Below are 16,829 nucleotides of genomic sequence, written 5' to 3'. Positions count from 1 at the left end.
GGCAGCAAATGCGGCATCACGTCTCGAACGCGCGTGCTTTTTTGATTTGTCACAGGAAATCAGCAACTTAACTTCGCTTATTGCAGCCTAGCGCTCCGGGTTCATCCGCTGATACGCATCCAGCAACGAAGTCTTGTAGACGACCCCCGCCAGCCGCGGCTGCTGCGCGCTTTCAATCACCGGCAGGCGCTCGCCCTGGAACGACATGAAATGCTGCAACGCCACCGCGAGCGGCATATCGGGCGTCAGCACGTCGAACGACGCCTTGAGGTAATCGCACGCGTGCTTGTTCGAGGTGTCGCGCTTTTGCAGCAGGTCGTTGGTGATGTCGGCGAGCGCGACCGCGCCGAGAAAGCGCCCCGTGTCGTCCGTCACGTAGAGATACTTGACCGGATATTCGAGAAACACGCGCGTCATCTCCTGCACCGTCGCATCGGCGCGCACGACGGTATCGGCGGGGCGCACCAGCTCGCGCATCTGGGTGGCGCGCAGGCGCAGGCGTTCAGCTTCCTCGCGATTGCGGTGCAGCGTGATTTCGTACATCGACTTCGTGCCCGTCGCGCGTGCGACGAAATACGCGACCACGCACGAGAGCATCAGCGGCAGCACCACCTGGTAGCTGAGCGTCATTTCGAAGATCATGAGGATCGCCATCAGCGGCGCCTGGGTCGCGCCCGCGAGGAACGCGCCCATGCCGACCATCGCGTAGGCAAACGGCGCGGACGTGCCGTGCGGCCAGAACGCGTTCATGCCATGGCCGAACAGGCAGCCGACCACCGCGCCCATGAAGAGCGTCGGCGTGAAGACCCCGCCCACGGCGCCCGAACCCACCGTCGCGGCCGTGGCGATCAGCTTGAAGACGAGCACCGTGGCGAGCGCCGTCCATGTCCACGGCGAATGCAGGATCGAGTTCACGACGCTGTAGCCATTGCCCCAGACCTCGGGCGTCCACACCGACAGCACGCCGCACACGAGCCCGCCGAGCGCGAGCCTGGCGGGCAGCGGCAGCTTGAGGCGCCCGAAGCCGGCTTTCGTCACGTCGAGCAAGGCGAGAAAACGCGGCGCGAGCACGCCGCACAGAATGCCGAGCGCGACGAACAGCAACACCTCGACGCCCGTGACGGGCGGGAACACCGGCATCTCGTAAGGCGGCTTGTAGCCCGCGAACTCGCGCATCGTGATGTTGGCGACCACGGAGGCCACCACGATCGGCCCGAAGCTCTCCATGACGATCGCGCCCAGCACGATTTCCGTCACGAAAAAGGCGCCCGCGATCGGCGCGTTATAGGCCGAAGTGATACCGGCCGCCGCGCCGCACGCGACCAGCAGGCGCAGACGTTGCGGGTCGAAATGGACCCAGCGTCCGATCAGCGAGGCTGCGAGCGCGGCGAGCTGCACCATCGGCCCTTCGCGGCCGATCGAGCCGCCGCTGGCGATCGTGAACAGCGACGATGCGCTGCGCCAGAGGCTCGTGCCGACCGGCATCACGCCGTCGCCGATCGCCACGGCTTCGACGTAGTCGGTGTGGATCGGCTTGTCGCCTGGCTTGTTGGGCTTGCTACCCGCAGCCGGCGCATCGCGTCTGGCCATCAGCAGCAGACAGCCCGCGATGAAGCCGCCCGCGGCGGGCAGCCAGATGCGCGTGTGCCACGGCAGCCGGCGCGCCATCTCGACGAAACTGCCTTCGCTGCCCGTGAAGAGGATCTGCAAATGAGCGATGCCCTCGCGGAAGAGCACGGTCGCGAACGCCCCGGCCACGCCGACGATGACCGACCAGATCAGCATGGTATGGGCGTCGGAGAGGCGAAAGAGGTCGCGGGCGCGGGTGCGCAGTTTCAGCAGGAATGACAGCACGGCAGGCGGGCAGGTTGGAGGGTTGAGAAGAAAAAACCAGCAAAACGAATAGCGGCGCCGCGCCACGCGGTGGCCGCTTGAGTCCGACTGCGTTGACAGGCGCGACCGCGATGGTTCACGGCGCTCGCGGCGCTCAGCGCACGGCCCGATCGAGTTCCGGATAGTGACGGAAGATCCCCGTTTCGTTGAACGGCAGCCGCCGCCCGGACTGCACGTAAGCCGCGATATTGGGCCGCGCGGCCACGGCGTCGTGCAGCGCGATCACGTGCGGATAGTGGTCGGCGAGAGGCTTCGTCGCCTTCGGGAACGCGTAGCGCAAGCCTTCGACGATCTGGAACATCGACAGGTCGACATAGCTGAGCGCACGGCCGACCATGTGCCCTGGCCCGTCCGGATTCTGCGCGAGCACCCGCTCGAAGTAGCTCATGAACTTCGACAGGCGATGCTGGATGAAGTCCTTCGAGCGTGCCTTCGCCGCGTCCTGCTGATCCTCGTAGTAGAGGCCGCTGGCGATCGGGTGATGGGTGTCGTGCACTTCGGTGACGAGGTCCGCGATCGTCAGTTGCAGGCCGTTCGCAATGATGCGCAAGCCCTCGTCGCGAGGCGCGAGCTTGAGCTTGGGGCCGAGGTAGAACAGGATGTTGGCCACATGCGGCACGATCAGCTCGCCGTCCTTGAGAAAAGGCGGCGCGTAGGGCGGATACGGCCCGTCGCTCTCCAGTCCGGCCATCAGCGCGCCGATACCCTCGCCATCCTCTTTCGCGCCGCGCGCCACGTCCACATAGGGCGCGCCGGCTTCCTCCAGCGCCAGGCGCACGAATTCGCCCCGTCCCTGCAAACCGTCCCAGTAATACAGTTCGTATGCCATTGCTCGTCCCCTTCGTCGGATCGGACAGTATGGGCCGCAACCGTCGCGCCTGGGTGCTGCGTGGCTTGCCCGAAATCAGGGATGCGAACGCTGGGCTACAAGCGCAAAAAGCCCCGCCGAGGGCGGGGCAAGCGACCGGACGAACCGGTGCGCAGTCTCTCAGGCTCTGCCTGAATCGCGTTTCTGTCATCAGCCGAACAGCCGCTCCACGCCCCAGGTCATCGCGAGGCCACCCAGCACGAGCCAGACGTAAAGGATGAACCCCGTGGTCAGCGCACGCGGACCGGCCTGGCGGATCTGCGAGACGCGCGTTTCGATGCCGAGCGCCGTCATGGCCATGGTCAGCGCGAAGGTGTCGAGCAGGTTCAGCGACGAGGTAGCCGCTTCGGGCAGCACATGCAGCGAGTTCACCACCACCAGCGCGAGGAAACCGAGTGCGAACCAGGGCACCGCGAGCTTGCGCGAACCGTGTTTCGCGCCGTCAGTACCTTGCGCACCGCGCGCCGAACGATTGAGCCACACGCCGAGCACCAGCAGCACCGGTACGAGCAGCATCACGCGGGTCATCTTGACGATGGTGGCGATGTGCAAGGCGTCCGGGCCCACGTTGCTCGCCGCGCCCACGACCTGCGCGACTTCGTGAATCGTGCCGCCGAAGAACAGACCCGCGCCGACGGTATCCAGATGCAGCCAGCCTGCGCGATAGAGCAGCGGGTAGAGGAACATCGACAGCGTGCCGAACAGCACCACGCTGCCCACGGCCATCGCGCTCTTGTGCGGCTTCGACTGCAGCGTGGACTCGAAGGCGAGCACGGCGGCCGCGCCGCAGATCGCGCTGCCGGCGGCCGTGAGGATGGCCGTGTCGCGGTCGAGCTTCATGATCTTCATGCCCGCCCAGGTGCCGATCACCAGCGTGCTCACGACGATCGCCACCGATTCGACGAGGCCCGGCAGCCCCACCTGGGCGATTTCCTGCAGGCTCACGCGCAGCCCGAAGAAGGCCACGGCGATGCGCAGCAGCTTGCGCGCGGAGAAGTTGACGCCCGCCGCCCAGCTTTCGGGCATCGTGTCGGGCAGCAGATTGCCGTAGATCGCGCCGGCGACGATGCCGACGATCAGCGGACTCAGCCCCAGGTTGGCGATGGCGGGCAGGGCCGCGAGCCGCGTGACGGCGAAGGCGAACAGCGCGACGAACAGCACGCCGTTGATCTGGCCGCGTGTCGAAAGCGACGGGTGAGCGAGAGTAGACGACGGAGTGGACATGGCAGTGAGTGTTTTGATCTGGCTACGAATGCGCTAATCCTAAATTACATATAACGATATGAAAAATCGTCATTTGCGAAGTAAACTATAGGTCAACCCAATAATTTGATGCGATGACCCCGGAACAACTGATAACTTTTGCTGCCGTCGCCGAGCACCGCAACATCAGCCGCGCCGCGCTCGCGCTGCATCTGTCGCAGCCCGCCGTGTCCGGGCAGCTAAAGCTGTTGCAGGAGGAATTCGGCGAGCCGCTGTATCTGCGCGACGGGCGCGGCGTGCGCCTGACGCCCACGGGCGAGCAGCTCGCGGCCTACGCGGCGCGTCTGCGCGAGAACTGGCGCGACGCGCAGGCATTTCGTGACGCACTGCGCGGTCTGGAGCGTGGCACGCTGCGCATCGGCGCGAGCACGACACCCGCGAGCTACCGCCTGCCGTATCTGGTCGCGGCGTTCCATCGGCGCTATCCGGACGTGAAGCTGGAAACCGCGAGCGGCAACACCGCCGACGTCGTGGCGATGCTCGGCGAGCTCGATATCGCGCTGGTCGAAGGGCCGGTGGGTTCGCAACTGCCCGCCGATTGCGCCGTGCATCCCTGGCACGAGGACGAAATCGTGGCGATCGCGCCGCGCGGCCATGCGCTCGCCGGCGCAGCAGGGCTAGCGCGCTGTGATCTGTCGGCCTTCGGCGATCTGCCCCTCGTGCTGCGCGAAGACGGCTCGGGCGTGCGTCAAGTGGTCGAACGCGCCTTCGCGCGCGCGGCGGTGCCGATGCGCGTCGCACTGGAGATCGCGGGCGTGGAGGGCGTTAAGGAAGCGGTGCGGGCGGGCATGGGGATCGGCTTTGTGTCGGCGATGTCGATGCGCCACGAGGACGGCGCGCTGGCCCAGATCCGCATCGGTCCCGAACCGCTCGCGCGGCGCTTCTCGATCGTCGTGCCGCACGCGGGCGCGGCTTCGCGCGTGACGCAGCGCTTTCTCGAGCTATGTCTGCTCGACGCGCCGGGCGAGAACGGCGGCGGCTCAGGCCACGCTTCGGGCGCTACGAGGTTCCCGCCTTGAATTAGGGGATTTCCACAATGGCGCCGGCTGCCGGGTCGGCGCAACATCCCGCCAATCAATCCGATGGATCGGCTCAGGCGCGTAAGCGCTTTTTTTCGAGCATGATTTGGAACCGGTTCCAAGCAATATCCAGGCAAGCGGAACCGGCAGTAACAGGAAGACGACGATGGCGGAAGTGGCAATTGTGTCAAGCGCGTTCGGCGCTGGATCGATCTGGCGTGACGGACATGCGGCATGGTTTGGGGCGACGAAGCGCTCGGGCGCCTGTGCCTTCGAGGTGCGGCGCGAACTGATGCACGACGCCGACGCGCATCCCGACGCGCTGCGCGCGCTCGGCACAGCGCTTGCGGGTTCTGGCTTGTGGCCCGTGTGGTCAACGCCCGACACGCTCTACGCCGACGACGGCGCGCTCAACGAAATGCAACTGCGCCATGCCGTCGAATGCGGCCGCGCGCTCGGCGCGCGCTTCGTCAAGTTGCAGCTCGGCGGCTTCGCGGGCGAGGCGCACGCCGCACGGCTCGCGGCGATTCTCGAAGAACTCGGCGTGAAAGGCCGCGCAGAGGCCAGCGCGCCGCGCGTGGTGGTCGAAAACGGCCAGCTCGAACAGGGCGGCAAGCTCGCCCAATTCACCGCGCTGTTCCGCGCGCTGCGTGCAGCCGGGGAAGACAAGCTGATCGGCATGACATTCGATATCGGCAACTGGCAGTGGACCGGGGAAGCGCCGCTGATGGCCGCCGTCGCGCTCGCGCCCAACGTCGAATACATCCACTGCAAGGCCGTCGTTGGCGAGGGCGCGCGCCGCTTTGCCTGCGCGCCCGCCGCCGACGATCCGCTGTGCCGCGCCGCGCTCGCGCGACTGCCTTCGGACGTGCCGCGCGGTATCGAATTTCCGTTCGACGAGCCGCGCGTCGAGGAAGACGCCGCCCGCTACGTGGCGTGGCTCGCCTCGGCTTGAGCGGGATCCGGGCGAACTGGGTGAACCAGGCGTGAACTGAGCGTGCACTAAGCGCCCCCGAATTCACTTTTTTGCAGGAACGCATTTCATGACGCACTCCCTCGATGTCATCACCTACGGCGAGGCCATGGCGATGTTCGTGGCCGCCGACACCGGCGCGCTCCACGACGTCGCGCACTTCGCGAAGCGCGCGGCGGGCGCGGAACTGAACGTGGCGACGGGGCTTGCGCGCCTCGGCTTCAAGGTGGGCTGGATGAGCCGCGTCGGCGACGATTCGTTCGGCCGCTTCGTGCGCGGCGTGCTCGCGCAGGAAGGCATCGACGCCCAGTGCGTCGAAACCGATCCGCGCTATCCCACCGGCTTCCAGCTCAAATCGAAGACCGACGACGGCAGCGATCCCGCCGTCGAATATTTCCGGCGCGGTTCGGCGGCGAGCCATCTGTCGATCGGCGATTACAAACGCGGCTACGTGCTGGGCGCACGGCATCTGCATTTGAGCGGCGTGGCGCCCGCCATTTCGGCGACCTCGCGCGAACTCGCTTTCATGCTTGCCCGCGAGATGCGCGAAGCGGGCCGCACGATCACCTTCGATCCGAATCTGCGCCCGACGCTCTGGGGCTCCGAAGCCGAAATGGTCGCGACGCTCAACGAACTCGCGCGCTTCGCCGACTGGGTGCTCCCGGGCGTGAACGAAGGCCGCATCCTCACAGGCTCCGACGATCCGGAATTGATCGCACGCTTCTATCTGGAGCGCGGCGCGCGCGGTGTGATCGTGAAGCTCGGCGCCGAAGGCGCGTACTTCGAGACGAACACGGGTGAGCGCGGCCACGTGCAGGCGCAGCGCGTGGACAACGTGGTCGATACGGTCGGTGCGGGCGACGGCTTCGCGGTGGGCGTGGTGAGCGCGCTGCTCGAAGGACGTCCGCTGCCCGAGGCCGTGGCGCGCGGCAACCGCATCGGCGCGCTCGCGGTGCAGGTGATCGGCGATTCGGAAGGACTGCCGACGCGCGCGCAACTCGATGCGCTCGAAGCGCACGACGTCAGCCCGGCGCAGGCCGCCTGAAGCACGTCAGACACCTGGCCCCACATTCAGCAAGGAACGGCACGAGGCTGACCGCCCAAACGTGCCGCCGACAGGAGACACCGATGACCTCAACCTCGCTTGCCCCGCGCCGCTGGTGGGCGATCATGCCGATCGTGTTCATCACGTACAGCCTCGCCTATCTCGACCGCGCGAACTACGGCTTCGCCTCGGCGGCGGGCATCAACCGCGATCTGGGCATCAGTCCCGCGCTGTCGTCGCTGATCGGCGCGCTGTTCTTCCTCGGCTACTTTTTCTTCCAGTTGCCCGGCGCCGTCTACGCCGAGCGCCGCAGCGTGCGCAAGCTCGTGTTCGCGAGCCTCTTGCTGTGGGGCGGCTGCGCGTCGCTCACGGGCATCGTCACCAATATCCCCTCGCTGATGGTGATCCGCTTCGTGCTCGGCGTGGTGGAAGCGGCCGTGATGCCGGCGATGCTGATCTATATCAGCAACTGGTTCACCAGGACCGAGCGCTCGCGCGCCAACACCTTCCTGATCCTCGGCAATCCGGTCACGGTGCTGTGGATGTCGGTGGTCTCGGGCTATCTCGTGCACGCCTACGGCTGGCGCCACATGTTCATCGCCGAGGGCGTGCCCGCCGTGGTCTGGGCCGTGTGCTGGTGGCTGTTGGTGCGCGACAAGCCCGCGCAGGTCACGTGGCTCTCGAACGACGAAAAGCGCGCGCTCGACGCCGCCATGCGCGCCGAGCAGGCCGCGATCAAGCCGGTGAAAAATTACGCCGAAGCGTTCCGCTCGCCCGCCGTGATCCTGCTGTGCGCGCAATACTTCTGCTGGAGCATCGGCGTGTACGGCTTCGTGCTGTGGCTGCCGTCGATCGTGAAGGACGGCTCGTCGCTCGGCATGGTCGAGACGGGCTGGCTCTCGGCAATGCCTTATCTCGCTGCTACCATCGCGATGCTCGGCGCCTCGTGGGCTTCGGACAAGCTCAATAACCGCCGCGCCTTCGTGTGGCCGTTCCTGCTGATCGGCGCGATGGCCTTCGCGGGTTCTTGCGCGCTCGGCGCGACGCACTTCTGGACCTCGTATGCGCTGCTGGTGATCGCGGGCGCGGCGATGTACGCGCCGTATGGCCCGTTCTTCGCGATCGTGCCGGAGCTGCTGCCGAAGAATGTCTCGGGCGGCGCGATGGCGCTCATCAACAGCATGGGCGCGCTTGGCTCGTTCGTGGGCTCGTATGTGGTCGGCTATCTGAATGGCGCGACTGGCTCGCCTGCGGCATCCTACGCGTTCATGAGCGCGGCGCTGCTGGTGTCGGTGGGCCTCACGCTCGCCGTGAAGCCGCGCCGCGACGACGCGCCTGGCTATGTCGCGCCGGCGCATGGAAAATAACAGACCTGACCCAAACCGACCCAAATCGACCCAACGGAAACCGCGGACCTATGAAGCACAAAATCGTTGCCTACAAGACTTTGCCCGCCGATGTGACCGACTATCTGCGCGAGCATGCCGAAGTCGTGTTCGTCGATGGTAGCGACACGCAGGCCTTGAGCGCCGCGCTCAAGGACACCGACGGCGCCATCGGCTCGAGCATCAGGATCACGCCCGCGATGCTCGACGGCACGCGCATCAAGGCGCTGTCGACCATTTCCGTGGGCTTCGACCAGTTCGACGTGCCCGACCTCACGCAGCGCGGCATCGTGCTCGCGCACACGCCCGACGTCCTCACGGAATCGACTGCCGATACGGTGTTCTCGCTGATCCTCGCCAGCGCCCGCCGCGTGGTCGAGCTGGCCGACTGGGTGAAGGCCGGCCAGTGGAAGGCGAGCATCGGCCCGGCGCATTTCGGCGTGGACGTGCAGGGCAAGACGCTCGGCATCGTCGGGCTGGGGCGCATCGGCGGCGCGGTCGCGCGGCGCGCGGCGCTGGGCTTCAACATGAACGTGCTCTACACCAACCGCAGCCCGAACGAGACCGCCGAGCGCGAGTACGGCGCGCGCCGTGTCGAACTCGACGAGTTGCTTGCGGTATCGGATTTCGTCTGCCTGCAGGTGCCGCTCACGGACGCCACGCGCCATATGATCGGCGCGCCGCAATTCGCGAGGATGAAGAAGAGCGCGATCCTCATCAACGCCTCGCGCGGCGCGACCGTCGACGAGAAAGCGCTGATCGCGGCGCTCGAAGCGGGCACGATCCACGGCGCGGGTCTCGACGTGTTCGAGCAGGAGCCGATCGATCCGGCCTCGCCGCTGCTGCGCATGCCGAACGTGGTGGCGCTGCCGCACATCGGCTCGGCCACGCACGAGACGCGTCACGCGATGGCGCGCAACGCGGCGGAGAACCTGGTCGCGGCGCTTGCGGGCACGCTGCGCACGAATATCGTCAACCGCGAGGTGCTGGCGCAATGACGGTCGAGTCGAGCGCCCCCGACGCCGCAGCCGCCGATGCCGCCGCAGTCACGACGCGCGGCGGCGCGCGCCGCGCGACCATCAGCGACGTCGCGCGCGAGGCGGGCACCGGCAAGACCAGCATCTCGCGCTATCTGAACGGCGAGCTGTCGGTGCTCTCGCCGGATCTGCGCGCGCGCATCGAAGCGGCGATCGAGCGGCTCGACTACCGGCCCAACCAGATGGCGCGCGGCCTCAAGCGCGGCCGCAACCGGCTGCTCGGCCTGCTGCTCGCGGATCTGGCCAACCCGTATTCGGTCGAAGTCCTGCAAGGCGTGGAAGAGGCCTGCCACGCGCTCGGCTATATGCCGCTCATCTGCCACGCCGCCAACGAAGTCGATATGGAGCGGCGTTATCTGCAACTGCTCACGACATATCGCGTGGAAGGCGTGATCGTCAATGCGCTGGGCGTGCGCGAATCGATGCTCAAGCCGGTGGGCAGCGGCGGCATTCCTGCCGTGCTGGTGGACCGTACCGTCGACGGTCTCGACGCCGATATGGTTGGCCTCGACAACGCGGCCGCCGTGCGTCAGGGCGTGCAGCACCTGATCGAGCGCGGCTATGACGACCTCGTGTTCGTCGTGCAGCCGTTCGAGCAGGTGAGTTCGCGGCGCGAGCGCGAGTCGGCGTTTCGTGCGTCGATCCAAGGCGCACGGGCCGCACGGAGCACGCATGTGCTCGATCTGCGCGAGGAAGCCGCCATCGAAGCCTCGCTTGCGGCGCTCGACACTCATCTTGCCGATGCGGCCCGACGCGGCGCACGCTGCGCGCTGTTCGCGGCCAACGCGCCGGTGGCGCTGCGCCTCGCGCTCCATCTGAAGGCGAAGCTCGGCGCGCAGTGGCAGCAGCAGGTCGCGCTGATCGCCATCGACGATCCCGAATGGGCCGAACTGGCCGGCATCACCACGATCCGCCAGCCGACGCGCGAGATCGGCTATCGCGCCGTCGAATTCCTGCACGAGCGCATCGAAGGCGCGGCGCCGGCCGCCCGTGCGGCGGCGTTTCCCGGCGAGCTGGTGGTACGGGCCTCGACACTGGGCTAAGCCGGAGCGGGGCCGGGGCCGCGCGCAGCCGAGGCTGCGCGATCGGCCCATTTTCTGCGATGATGCGGGCTGCGGCGGGCGGCATGAATGATTTTGTGCGCACGCCGGACGTTAGAGGAACCCCAGGAACCCCATGCACGTAGAACCGGTCACGCTAGTCTGTCTCTCACTCGCGACGCTTTTCGTCGCCTTCTTGCCGATTTCGCTTTATCGCCGGCTGCGCCGGCCCTTCCTGTTCGACTGGCGCGACACCATCGCCGGGATCGCCGTCTTCGCGCTGTTCGCTACCGTCATCGAGCGCGCGCTCAACGGCTTCCTGCTGCACGACAACGCCCGGAGCGCCGACTTCCTGACCAACCCCATTGCGTTCGTGATCTACGGCGCGCTCGTGGCGGGCGTGTGCGAGGAAGTCGGGCGCTATATCGCGATGCGCATGCTCGCGCGGCGCGGCGGGCGTCTGTCCGGTTCGCCGCAGGACAGCACGGGTCTCGCCTACGGCATTGGCCACGGCGGCGCGGAGGCGTGGTTTGTCGGCGTGCTGGTGCAACTGCAATGGATCTTTTTCGCGGTGCTCGCCAATCGCGGCGACCTGGACGGGCATCTGAGCAATCTCACGATGGATTCGGTGCTGCGCGTGCATCTGATCCTCGCCGAGCTTTCGCCGCTGCATGCGGGCGTGTTCGCGCTGGAGCGCACGGCGGCTTTCGTGTTCCAGATCGCGCTGTCGGTGCTGATGTGGCGCGGCGTACAGGCGGGACGCAAATCGATCCTGCCGATCGCGATTCTCGTGCACGCGCTGATCGACGTGCCCGCCGCGATGTTCCAGGCGGGCCTCTTGCCGCTGGTCGCCGTGGATGCGCTCTACGTGTCGCTTGCGATCGTCGCCGCGATCGTGCTGTTCAAGACCTGCGCGCCGCGCCGCAGCGAGGCTCGCGCGGCCTGACGTCTCTGAGCGCACGTGAATGCAACTGAGCGCAACTGAACGCAACTGAGCGCGCCTGACGGCACTGGCGTCACGGCGGCGGCTCGGGTACGCTTCGGCGCTATCTTGAATCTGCGGCCTTTGCGGCACTCGCGACACTACCGGGGACATGACCGAGCGATGGAAGACTATCTGTTTGAATGCGCGAGCGCCGATATCGAGCAGCTCGCGCGCGTGATCGCCGATCTGTTCCCCGAGCAGACGCGCTTTGCCGAGCACGCCGCCGAAAACGGCACGCCGCAACTGGTCGTGCACTGGGTCGCCATGCGCATGGGCACGGCTGCGCGCCGCATGACGCTGACCGTGGCCATCGCGCCCGCCGCGCTGGCGCGCTACCGCGCCTTGCCCGCGCGTATGCGCTCACGTAGCTTCGCGGTGCTGCACGCCTACGTGGAAGCGACCATCGGTTCGCTCGAAGAGCAGCACGCGAAAGGCGAGGAAACGCCGCGCGACGTCACGCTCGATCTCGACGAGGAATTCGCTTAAAGCGCGCTGGAGGCGAGGGTGGGCGCGTCATGCGTCCGCTACAGCGTGGCCGGTCAATCGGCCGCCCGATACACCTTCGCGAAACGCGCGGCCTTCACCACGCCGTAATCGCCGGGCGCGTATTGCATGACCCAGTCGCCGGCTTCGCCGTGCAGGCGGTCGCCGCCGGCCGAGCGCACGATCGTGAACGGTTCGTTCACACGTTTGGCGAGCACGACGCTCGGGCGGTTGCGGTAGGCGCCGGGCGCGCCATGCGCGAGCGCGGCATCGGCGGGCAGGTACTTCGGATCGAAGCGCTCGCGCGAAACGACCCAGCGCTCGCCCGTGGCGCCGGTGATGATGGCGTCGCCGGGCGCGAAGCGGTTCGGGCCTTCGAGGCTCATCAGCTCGCCCGGCGCGGCGGCGAATTCGACGGTGACGGTTTCGTCCTTGACCACGCGTTGCGCGGCGGGATCGGCGGCGAGGTCGAGTTGGGTCAATTCAATCATGGTGGTAATGGCGGACCTGCCGCGAAGGATGTCCAGGCGGGAAAACTGCCTGAAATACGGGCTCAAACTTTAGCCGGTACTTTAGCTGATATAAGTCGGCAGAAATAAGTCGGCAGAAACGGGCACGACAAAAAGCACGACGGCCGGGCAAATTACCCGGCCGTCGTGCGGTCCGCAAGCGTACCTTGAAATCGCCCGCTACGCGAGCGCGCGCGATTTCCGTGGAGCTTTATCGAGTGGTTTTACTGAGCAGCCGGTGCGCTCGCGGCGTCGGCGCCGCTGGCTGCCGCGGCGGGCGCCTTGGCCTTCGGCTTCAGCTTGTGCTTCGGATGCGCCTGGCCTGCTTCACCCTTCTGACCGTGCTCGGGGTGACGGAAGGTCGTGTCCGCAAGCTTCTTCTGTTCCGGCGAGAAACCGGTGTACAACGGCTCGAAGGCCGTCACGAGCTTTTGCATGTCGTCGGCGTGCGCCTGGGTGATCTGGGCGTACTGCTTCATGTCGTCGAGCGCGTTACGCTGCGCTTCGCCTTCCACGCGCTGCTTGTACAGATCGGCCATGGTCTGGCCGTTGCTGCGCATCACATCGGCGAACGTCTTCCATTGCGGCTCTTGATCGGCCGTGATCTTCAGCGCCGAATGCAGGTACGCAATGCGCTCTTCCACACGCTGCTGATGCTGCGCGGCGCGCACGTCGGCGCTCGATGCGGCTGCGGCGGCCGGCGCGGCGGTCTGTGCGACAGCGCCTTGCGCGAAGGCGGCGCTCATCGTAAGCGTGGCGGCAAGGATGACGAAAGCTTTCTTCATTGTTGCTCCTTGGATCTTCATTTCGTAGCGAGTTCGTGACTATTTCGTAGCGAGCAGGCGCAACACCCAAACGACCAAAAAACGACCAAAGCGGGTGCAGGCGGGTTGCAGACGATATTAGTACCACGTTATCGCGACAAAACGGCGATGATGCGACATCTGCTTACAAACGAAACGCTCAGAAATAAGCTGAAACACGCCGCTTTGCATCGCGCATACGCGGGCGATAATGGCGCGGATCTTCCCACACCAACCCAACGCTTTCGTGCCCAGGAGCCCGACCTACGATGAGACCGCCGCGCCTCGATCAACTCGACGATCTCGACCGCAGCCTCGTTGCGCTGCTGCAGGAGAATGCCCGCGAAAGCGTGGCGAATCTCGCGCGCCAGTTGGGCGTCGCGCGCACGACGGTGCTCGCGCGCATCGCGCGGCTCGAGCGTTCGCAGGTGATCGCGGGTTATGGCGTGCGGCTGGGTCAGGATGTGCTCGATGCGAGCCTGCAGGCGTGGGTCGGTCTCATCATCGCGCCGCGTCATGGTCCCGACGTGCAGAAGCGTCTGGGCAAGATGCCCGAGGTGCAATTGCTCTGCGCGGTGAGCGGCGAATACGACTACGTGGCATGGTTGCGCGCCGATTCGCCCGAGCGTCTGAACGAACTGCTCGACCAGATCGGCGGCATGCAAGGCGTCGAGCGCACGACCACCTCGATCGTGCTGGCGCGCAAGATCGATCGCGGCACGGTCATGGGCTGAGCGGGGCTGCGAGCGCGGCAGCGTTAACACGATTTATGCGAGTTTTCGTCATTTCGACCAAAACCTTCGTCCAAATGACGAAAGCCGACGTCGAAGCGCATCATTTTGTGCCTATGATCTGATTTTGCACCTCCCTAGACTGTAGCGGAGCGGGCGCGGCATGGCCCCCGACCACAGAACATCAAAAAGGAGAGGCAAGATGAAAGTCGCTATCGCAGGCGCCGGCCTGATCGGCCACACCATTGCACACATGCTGCGCGAAACCGGGGACTATGAAGTGGCCGCGCTCGACCGCGATGCGCATGCACTCGAAGCGCTCGCCGCCCAGGGCATCCCCACGGTCCGCGTCGATTCCGCCGACGCCGCAGCATTGCGCGGCGCGCTCGAAGGCTATGACGTGCTCATCAACGCGCTGCCGTATTACCTCGCGGTGAACGTGGCCTCCGCCGCGAAGGGCGCCGGCGTTCACTATTTCGATCTGACCGAGGACGTGCGCGCGACGCACGCGATCCGCGCGCTGGCCGATGGCGCCGATCACGCCTTCATGCCGCAATGCGGGCTTGCGCCTGGCTTTATCGGGCTCGCCGCGCACGCGCTCGCGAGCCGTTTCAGCGAGATCCGCGAAGTGAAAATGCGCGTGGGCGCGCTGCCGCAATTCCCCACCAACGCGCTCAAATACAACCTCACCTGGAGCGTGGACGGCCTCATCAACGAATACTGCCAGCCTTGCGAAGCGATCCGCGACGGCCGCACGCAATGGGTCCAGCCGCTCGAAGGCCTGGAGCATTTCTCGCTCGATGGCGTGGAGTACGAAGCATTCAACACCTCGGGCGGTCTGGGTACGCTGTGCGAGACGCTGTCGGGCCGCGTCGAATCGCTCGACTATAAATCCGTGCGTTATCCGGGCCATCGCGCGCTGATGCAGTTCCTGCTCGAGGATCTCCGGCTGTCCAACGATCGCGATGTGCTCAAGTCGATCATGCGCCGCGCGATTCCCGCCACGGAGCAGGACGTCGTGCTGATCTTCATGACGGTCACGGGTATGCGCAACGGGCAGCTCGTGCAGGAAGTCTTCACGCGCAAGATCTTCGCCAAAACGGTATGCGGCGTGCCGATGAGCGCGATCCAGATCACCACGGCAGGCGCGATGTGCGCGGTGCTCGACCTGTTCCGCGAAAAGCGTCTGCCGCAGTCGGGTTTTGTGCGCCAGGAGCAGGTGCCGTTGGCGGAGTTTCTGGCCAACCGCTTCGGGCAAGTCTATGAAGGCGCGACGCTCGATGCGCTCGCGCCGGTCGCGGTGGTGTAGGCGGTCTGGCTCAGGTAGCCTGCGCAAGCCGGTGTAGCAGGGCGTCGTAATCGCCTTGCGCGGGCGCGGTCGTGTCGAACACGATGAGGTCGTCCAGTTGCGCGCCTTCGGGTTCGAAGCGCCGCTGGCGATATTCGTCCCAATGCGAGAGTTTCCAGGCGTCGCCTGGGTGGGCACGCGCGACGATGCGCTGGTGGGCCGTCTCCTCGGCGGCCCGCACCCAGACGGCGGCAAGCGCCACGTCCTGACTCACCCCCAGCCAGTCCCGATCCAGCAGACGCCGCTCGCGCACCTCGCGCGATAGCGGACCGACCGCCAGCACGCTCACGCCCAGCGCCAGATTCTCGCGTGCGGTGTCGAGCAGGCCCTGGTATTCGGGGTCGCGCAGATGGTGGAGAAAGAGCGGACTGTCGCGGTCGTGCGGATCCTGACCGAGCGCGGCGAGCGTCGCGGCGCTGCTTCGTCCGTAGAGCGTGTCCTTGTCGAGCAGGCAGAACGGCTTGCCCGTCGCGCGGGCGAGCGGGCCGATCAGCCGTTTGGCCAGCGACGTCTTGCCGGTGCCGGCGTGTCCGCAAAAGAAAACCAGTCGAGTCAAGTACGCCAGTCCGTTGTTGGGTGCAACGCTTATTCAGGGGGCTGCGTGCCGCCGTCGCCAGTGAGGAGCTTGCCGTTGGCGTCCAGCCACATCACGTTGATGATGCCGAAGCCGAGCGCAACGCCGATGCCGAGTATCCATGTGAAGTACCACATCGTCTGCGACCTCCCTGGAGTGACGGGATGAAGCGGCGCGATCGCGCGCCAATTCGTGGAGCATATACCATTGCCACCGCCGTGCCGGTTATGCGCGCCCGCAATGTGCGCCGCCGGGCGCGGCGGGCGGCCCGCGTGCGGTTATGATGGGCGCTCGCGGGTCGGCGGCAAAACGGGACAAAAGCCCACGGCCCGAGCGGACAAAGAGCAGACAAAGGGGAGTGCGCCCATGCCGTTGCGCCTATGCAAAGAGCGTCGCCGTTCGTGGGGCACCGCGCCCCTTGCTGCACTGGCCGTCAGCATGGCGCTGGCGCTAGGCGGTTGCGCCGAGGAGCGCGCGCCTCCCGTGGCGTTCAAGCCGGTCCCGCAGGCCCGCGTCCTCAAGCCGGGCTACACCGAGCCGGGCGAGGGCCTCGTCGCCGTGGACGTGCGGCGCGAGCGCATCCGCGACGTCATCGTTAAATTCCGTGACGCGCACATCTACATCGATGGCGAAGAGGTCACCGACATCATGGACGGCGAGCACGTCACGTTCTATCTGAAGCCGGGCATCCACCGCATCGGCGTGACGACGCAATTCGATCCGGTGATCGAATTGCGCTTCGTGGTCGATCCGCGCTACACGAATCGCGCGAGTGTAACGTTCGACAAGGATCATCGGATCGGCATCCGGCGGGTTGCGCAGTAAAGCCTCGTTGGCCACCGCCGCCGGGCTGCGGGCAGCTCCGGCGCCCGC

Annotated in this window: 18 protein-coding genes; 11 read left to right on the top strand and 7 right to left on the bottom strand. The window is 66.3% G+C overall.

Translation table 11 applies throughout. The annotated features are described in order from the left end of the window. Nucleotides 1–87: 87 nt before the first annotated feature. The 3 genes from B0G62_RS08725 to B0G62_RS08715 form a co-directional block, all read right to left on the bottom strand. Nucleotides 88–1,854: a ClcB-like voltage-gated chloride channel protein gene (locus B0G62_RS08725; protein ID WP_103704101.1), complete on the bottom strand. Its 1,767-nt coding sequence runs from the start codon at nt 1,852–1,854 to the stop codon at nt 88–90. A gap of 133 nt (nt 1,855–1,987) precedes the next feature. Then, complete coding sequence (locus B0G62_RS08720; RefSeq protein ID WP_103703796.1) at nt 1,988–2,722, bottom strand: glutathione S-transferase; 735 nt, start codon at nt 2,720–2,722, stop codon at nt 1,988–1,990. Between the two features lie 189 nt (nt 2,723–2,911). Next, the gene (locus B0G62_RS08715; protein WP_103703795.1) at nt 2,912–3,985 is read right to left on the bottom strand and encodes a YeiH family protein; all 1,074 of its coding nucleotides are present in this window, start codon (nt 3,983–3,985) and stop codon (nt 2,912–2,914) included. Nucleotides 3,986–4,098: 113 nt separating this feature from the next. On the opposite strand from B0G62_RS08715, the gene B0G62_RS08710 reads away from it, so the two are divergent. From B0G62_RS08710 to B0G62_RS08675, 8 genes are all read left to right on the top strand, one after another. Beyond that, on the top strand, nt 4,099–5,043 hold the full coding sequence (locus tag B0G62_RS08710; RefSeq protein ID WP_103703794.1) for a LysR family transcriptional regulator: 945 nt from the start codon (nt 4,099–4,101) through the stop codon (nt 5,041–5,043). A gap of 166 nt (nt 5,044–5,209) precedes the next feature. Beyond that, complete coding sequence (locus tag B0G62_RS08705) at nt 5,210–5,998, top strand: apurinic/apyrimidinic endonuclease family protein (RefSeq protein ID WP_103703793.1); 789 nt, start codon at nt 5,210–5,212, stop codon at nt 5,996–5,998. 88 nt (nt 5,999–6,086) lie between these two features. After that, the gene (locus B0G62_RS08700) at nt 6,087–7,061 is read left to right on the top strand and encodes a sugar kinase (protein WP_103703792.1); all 975 of its coding nucleotides are present in this window, start codon (nt 6,087–6,089) and stop codon (nt 7,059–7,061) included. 83 nt (nt 7,062–7,144) lie between these two features. Then, nucleotides 7,145–8,428, top strand: a complete 1,284-nt coding sequence (locus B0G62_RS08695; RefSeq protein ID WP_103703791.1) for an MFS transporter — start codon at nt 7,145–7,147, stop codon at nt 8,426–8,428. A 50-nt stretch (nt 8,429–8,478) separates the two neighbouring features. After that, nucleotides 8,479–9,444: a 2-hydroxyacid dehydrogenase gene (locus tag B0G62_RS08690; RefSeq protein ID WP_103703790.1), complete on the top strand. Its 966-nt coding sequence runs from the start codon at nt 8,479–8,481 to the stop codon at nt 9,442–9,444. After that, on the top strand, nt 9,441–10,526 hold the full coding sequence (locus B0G62_RS08685; protein ID WP_103703789.1) for a LacI family DNA-binding transcriptional regulator: 1,086 nt from the start codon (nt 9,441–9,443) through the stop codon (nt 10,524–10,526). Before B0G62_RS08690 ends, B0G62_RS08685 begins: the two co-directional genes overlap by 4 nt. Nucleotides 10,527–10,659: 133 nt before the next feature. Beyond that, on the top strand, nt 10,660–11,469 hold the full coding sequence (locus B0G62_RS08680; protein ID WP_103703788.1) for a YhfC family intramembrane metalloprotease: 810 nt from the start codon (nt 10,660–10,662) through the stop codon (nt 11,467–11,469). Nucleotides 11,470–11,628: 159 nt separating this feature from the next. Next, nucleotides 11,629–11,994: a DUF3022 domain-containing protein gene (locus tag B0G62_RS08675; RefSeq protein ID WP_103703787.1), complete on the top strand. Its 366-nt coding sequence runs from the start codon at nt 11,629–11,631 to the stop codon at nt 11,992–11,994. A gap of 53 nt (nt 11,995–12,047) precedes the next feature. Here B0G62_RS08675 and B0G62_RS08670 read toward each other — a convergent pair whose 3' ends face one another. After that, entirely contained in the window at nt 12,048–12,482 is a 435-nt protein-coding gene (locus B0G62_RS08670; protein ID WP_103703786.1) for a PGDYG domain-containing protein, read from the bottom strand. A 242-nt stretch (nt 12,483–12,724) separates the two neighbouring features. Further along, nucleotides 12,725–13,285, bottom strand: a complete 561-nt coding sequence (locus B0G62_RS08665) for a Spy/CpxP family protein refolding chaperone (RefSeq protein ID WP_103703785.1) — start codon at nt 13,283–13,285, stop codon at nt 12,725–12,727. 287 nt (nt 13,286–13,572) lie between these two features. On the opposite strand from B0G62_RS08665, the gene B0G62_RS08660 reads away from it, so the two are divergent. Both B0G62_RS08660 and B0G62_RS08655 read left to right on the top strand, forming a co-directional pair. Further along, the gene (locus tag B0G62_RS08660) at nt 13,573–14,037 is read left to right on the top strand and encodes an Lrp/AsnC family transcriptional regulator (protein ID WP_103703784.1); all 465 of its coding nucleotides are present in this window, start codon (nt 13,573–13,575) and stop codon (nt 14,035–14,037) included. A 199-nt stretch (nt 14,038–14,236) separates the two neighbouring features. Beyond that, entirely contained in the window at nt 14,237–15,343 is a 1,107-nt protein-coding gene (locus tag B0G62_RS08655) for a saccharopine dehydrogenase family protein (protein WP_103703783.1), read from the top strand. A gap of 10 nt (nt 15,344–15,353) precedes the next feature. Here the strand turns inward: B0G62_RS08655 and B0G62_RS08650 are convergent, their stop codons facing one another. Next, nucleotides 15,354–15,938, bottom strand: coding sequence for a P-loop nucleotide/nucleoside kinase family protein (locus B0G62_RS08650; protein WP_103703782.1), 585 nt, complete (start codon nt 15,936–15,938; stop codon nt 15,354–15,356). Between the two features lie 29 nt (nt 15,939–15,967). Continuing rightward, nucleotides 15,968–16,093 carry a cytochrome bd-I oxidase subunit CydX gene (gene cydX / locus B0G62_RS08645; RefSeq protein ID WP_103703781.1) on the bottom strand — a complete coding sequence of 42 codons (126 nt, stop codon included), beginning with the start codon at nt 16,091–16,093 and terminating at the stop codon, nt 15,968–15,970. Nucleotides 16,094–16,322: 229 nt separating this feature from the next. Between cydX and B0G62_RS08640 the strand changes: the two genes are divergently transcribed. Continuing rightward, on the top strand, nt 16,323–16,781 hold the full coding sequence (locus B0G62_RS08640; protein ID WP_103703780.1) for a hypothetical protein: 459 nt from the start codon (nt 16,323–16,325) through the stop codon (nt 16,779–16,781). The last annotated feature ends 48 nt before the right edge of the window (nt 16,782–16,829 follow it).

The sequence above is a fragment of the Paraburkholderia eburnea genome (assembly GCF_002917095.1).
In the GTDB taxonomy this organism is placed as follows: Bacteria; Pseudomonadota; Gammaproteobacteria; order Burkholderiales; family Burkholderiaceae; genus Paraburkholderia; species Paraburkholderia eburnea.
Note: the sequence above shows the minus strand (reverse complement) of the source record. Positions and strands in the feature narration are given on the sequence as shown.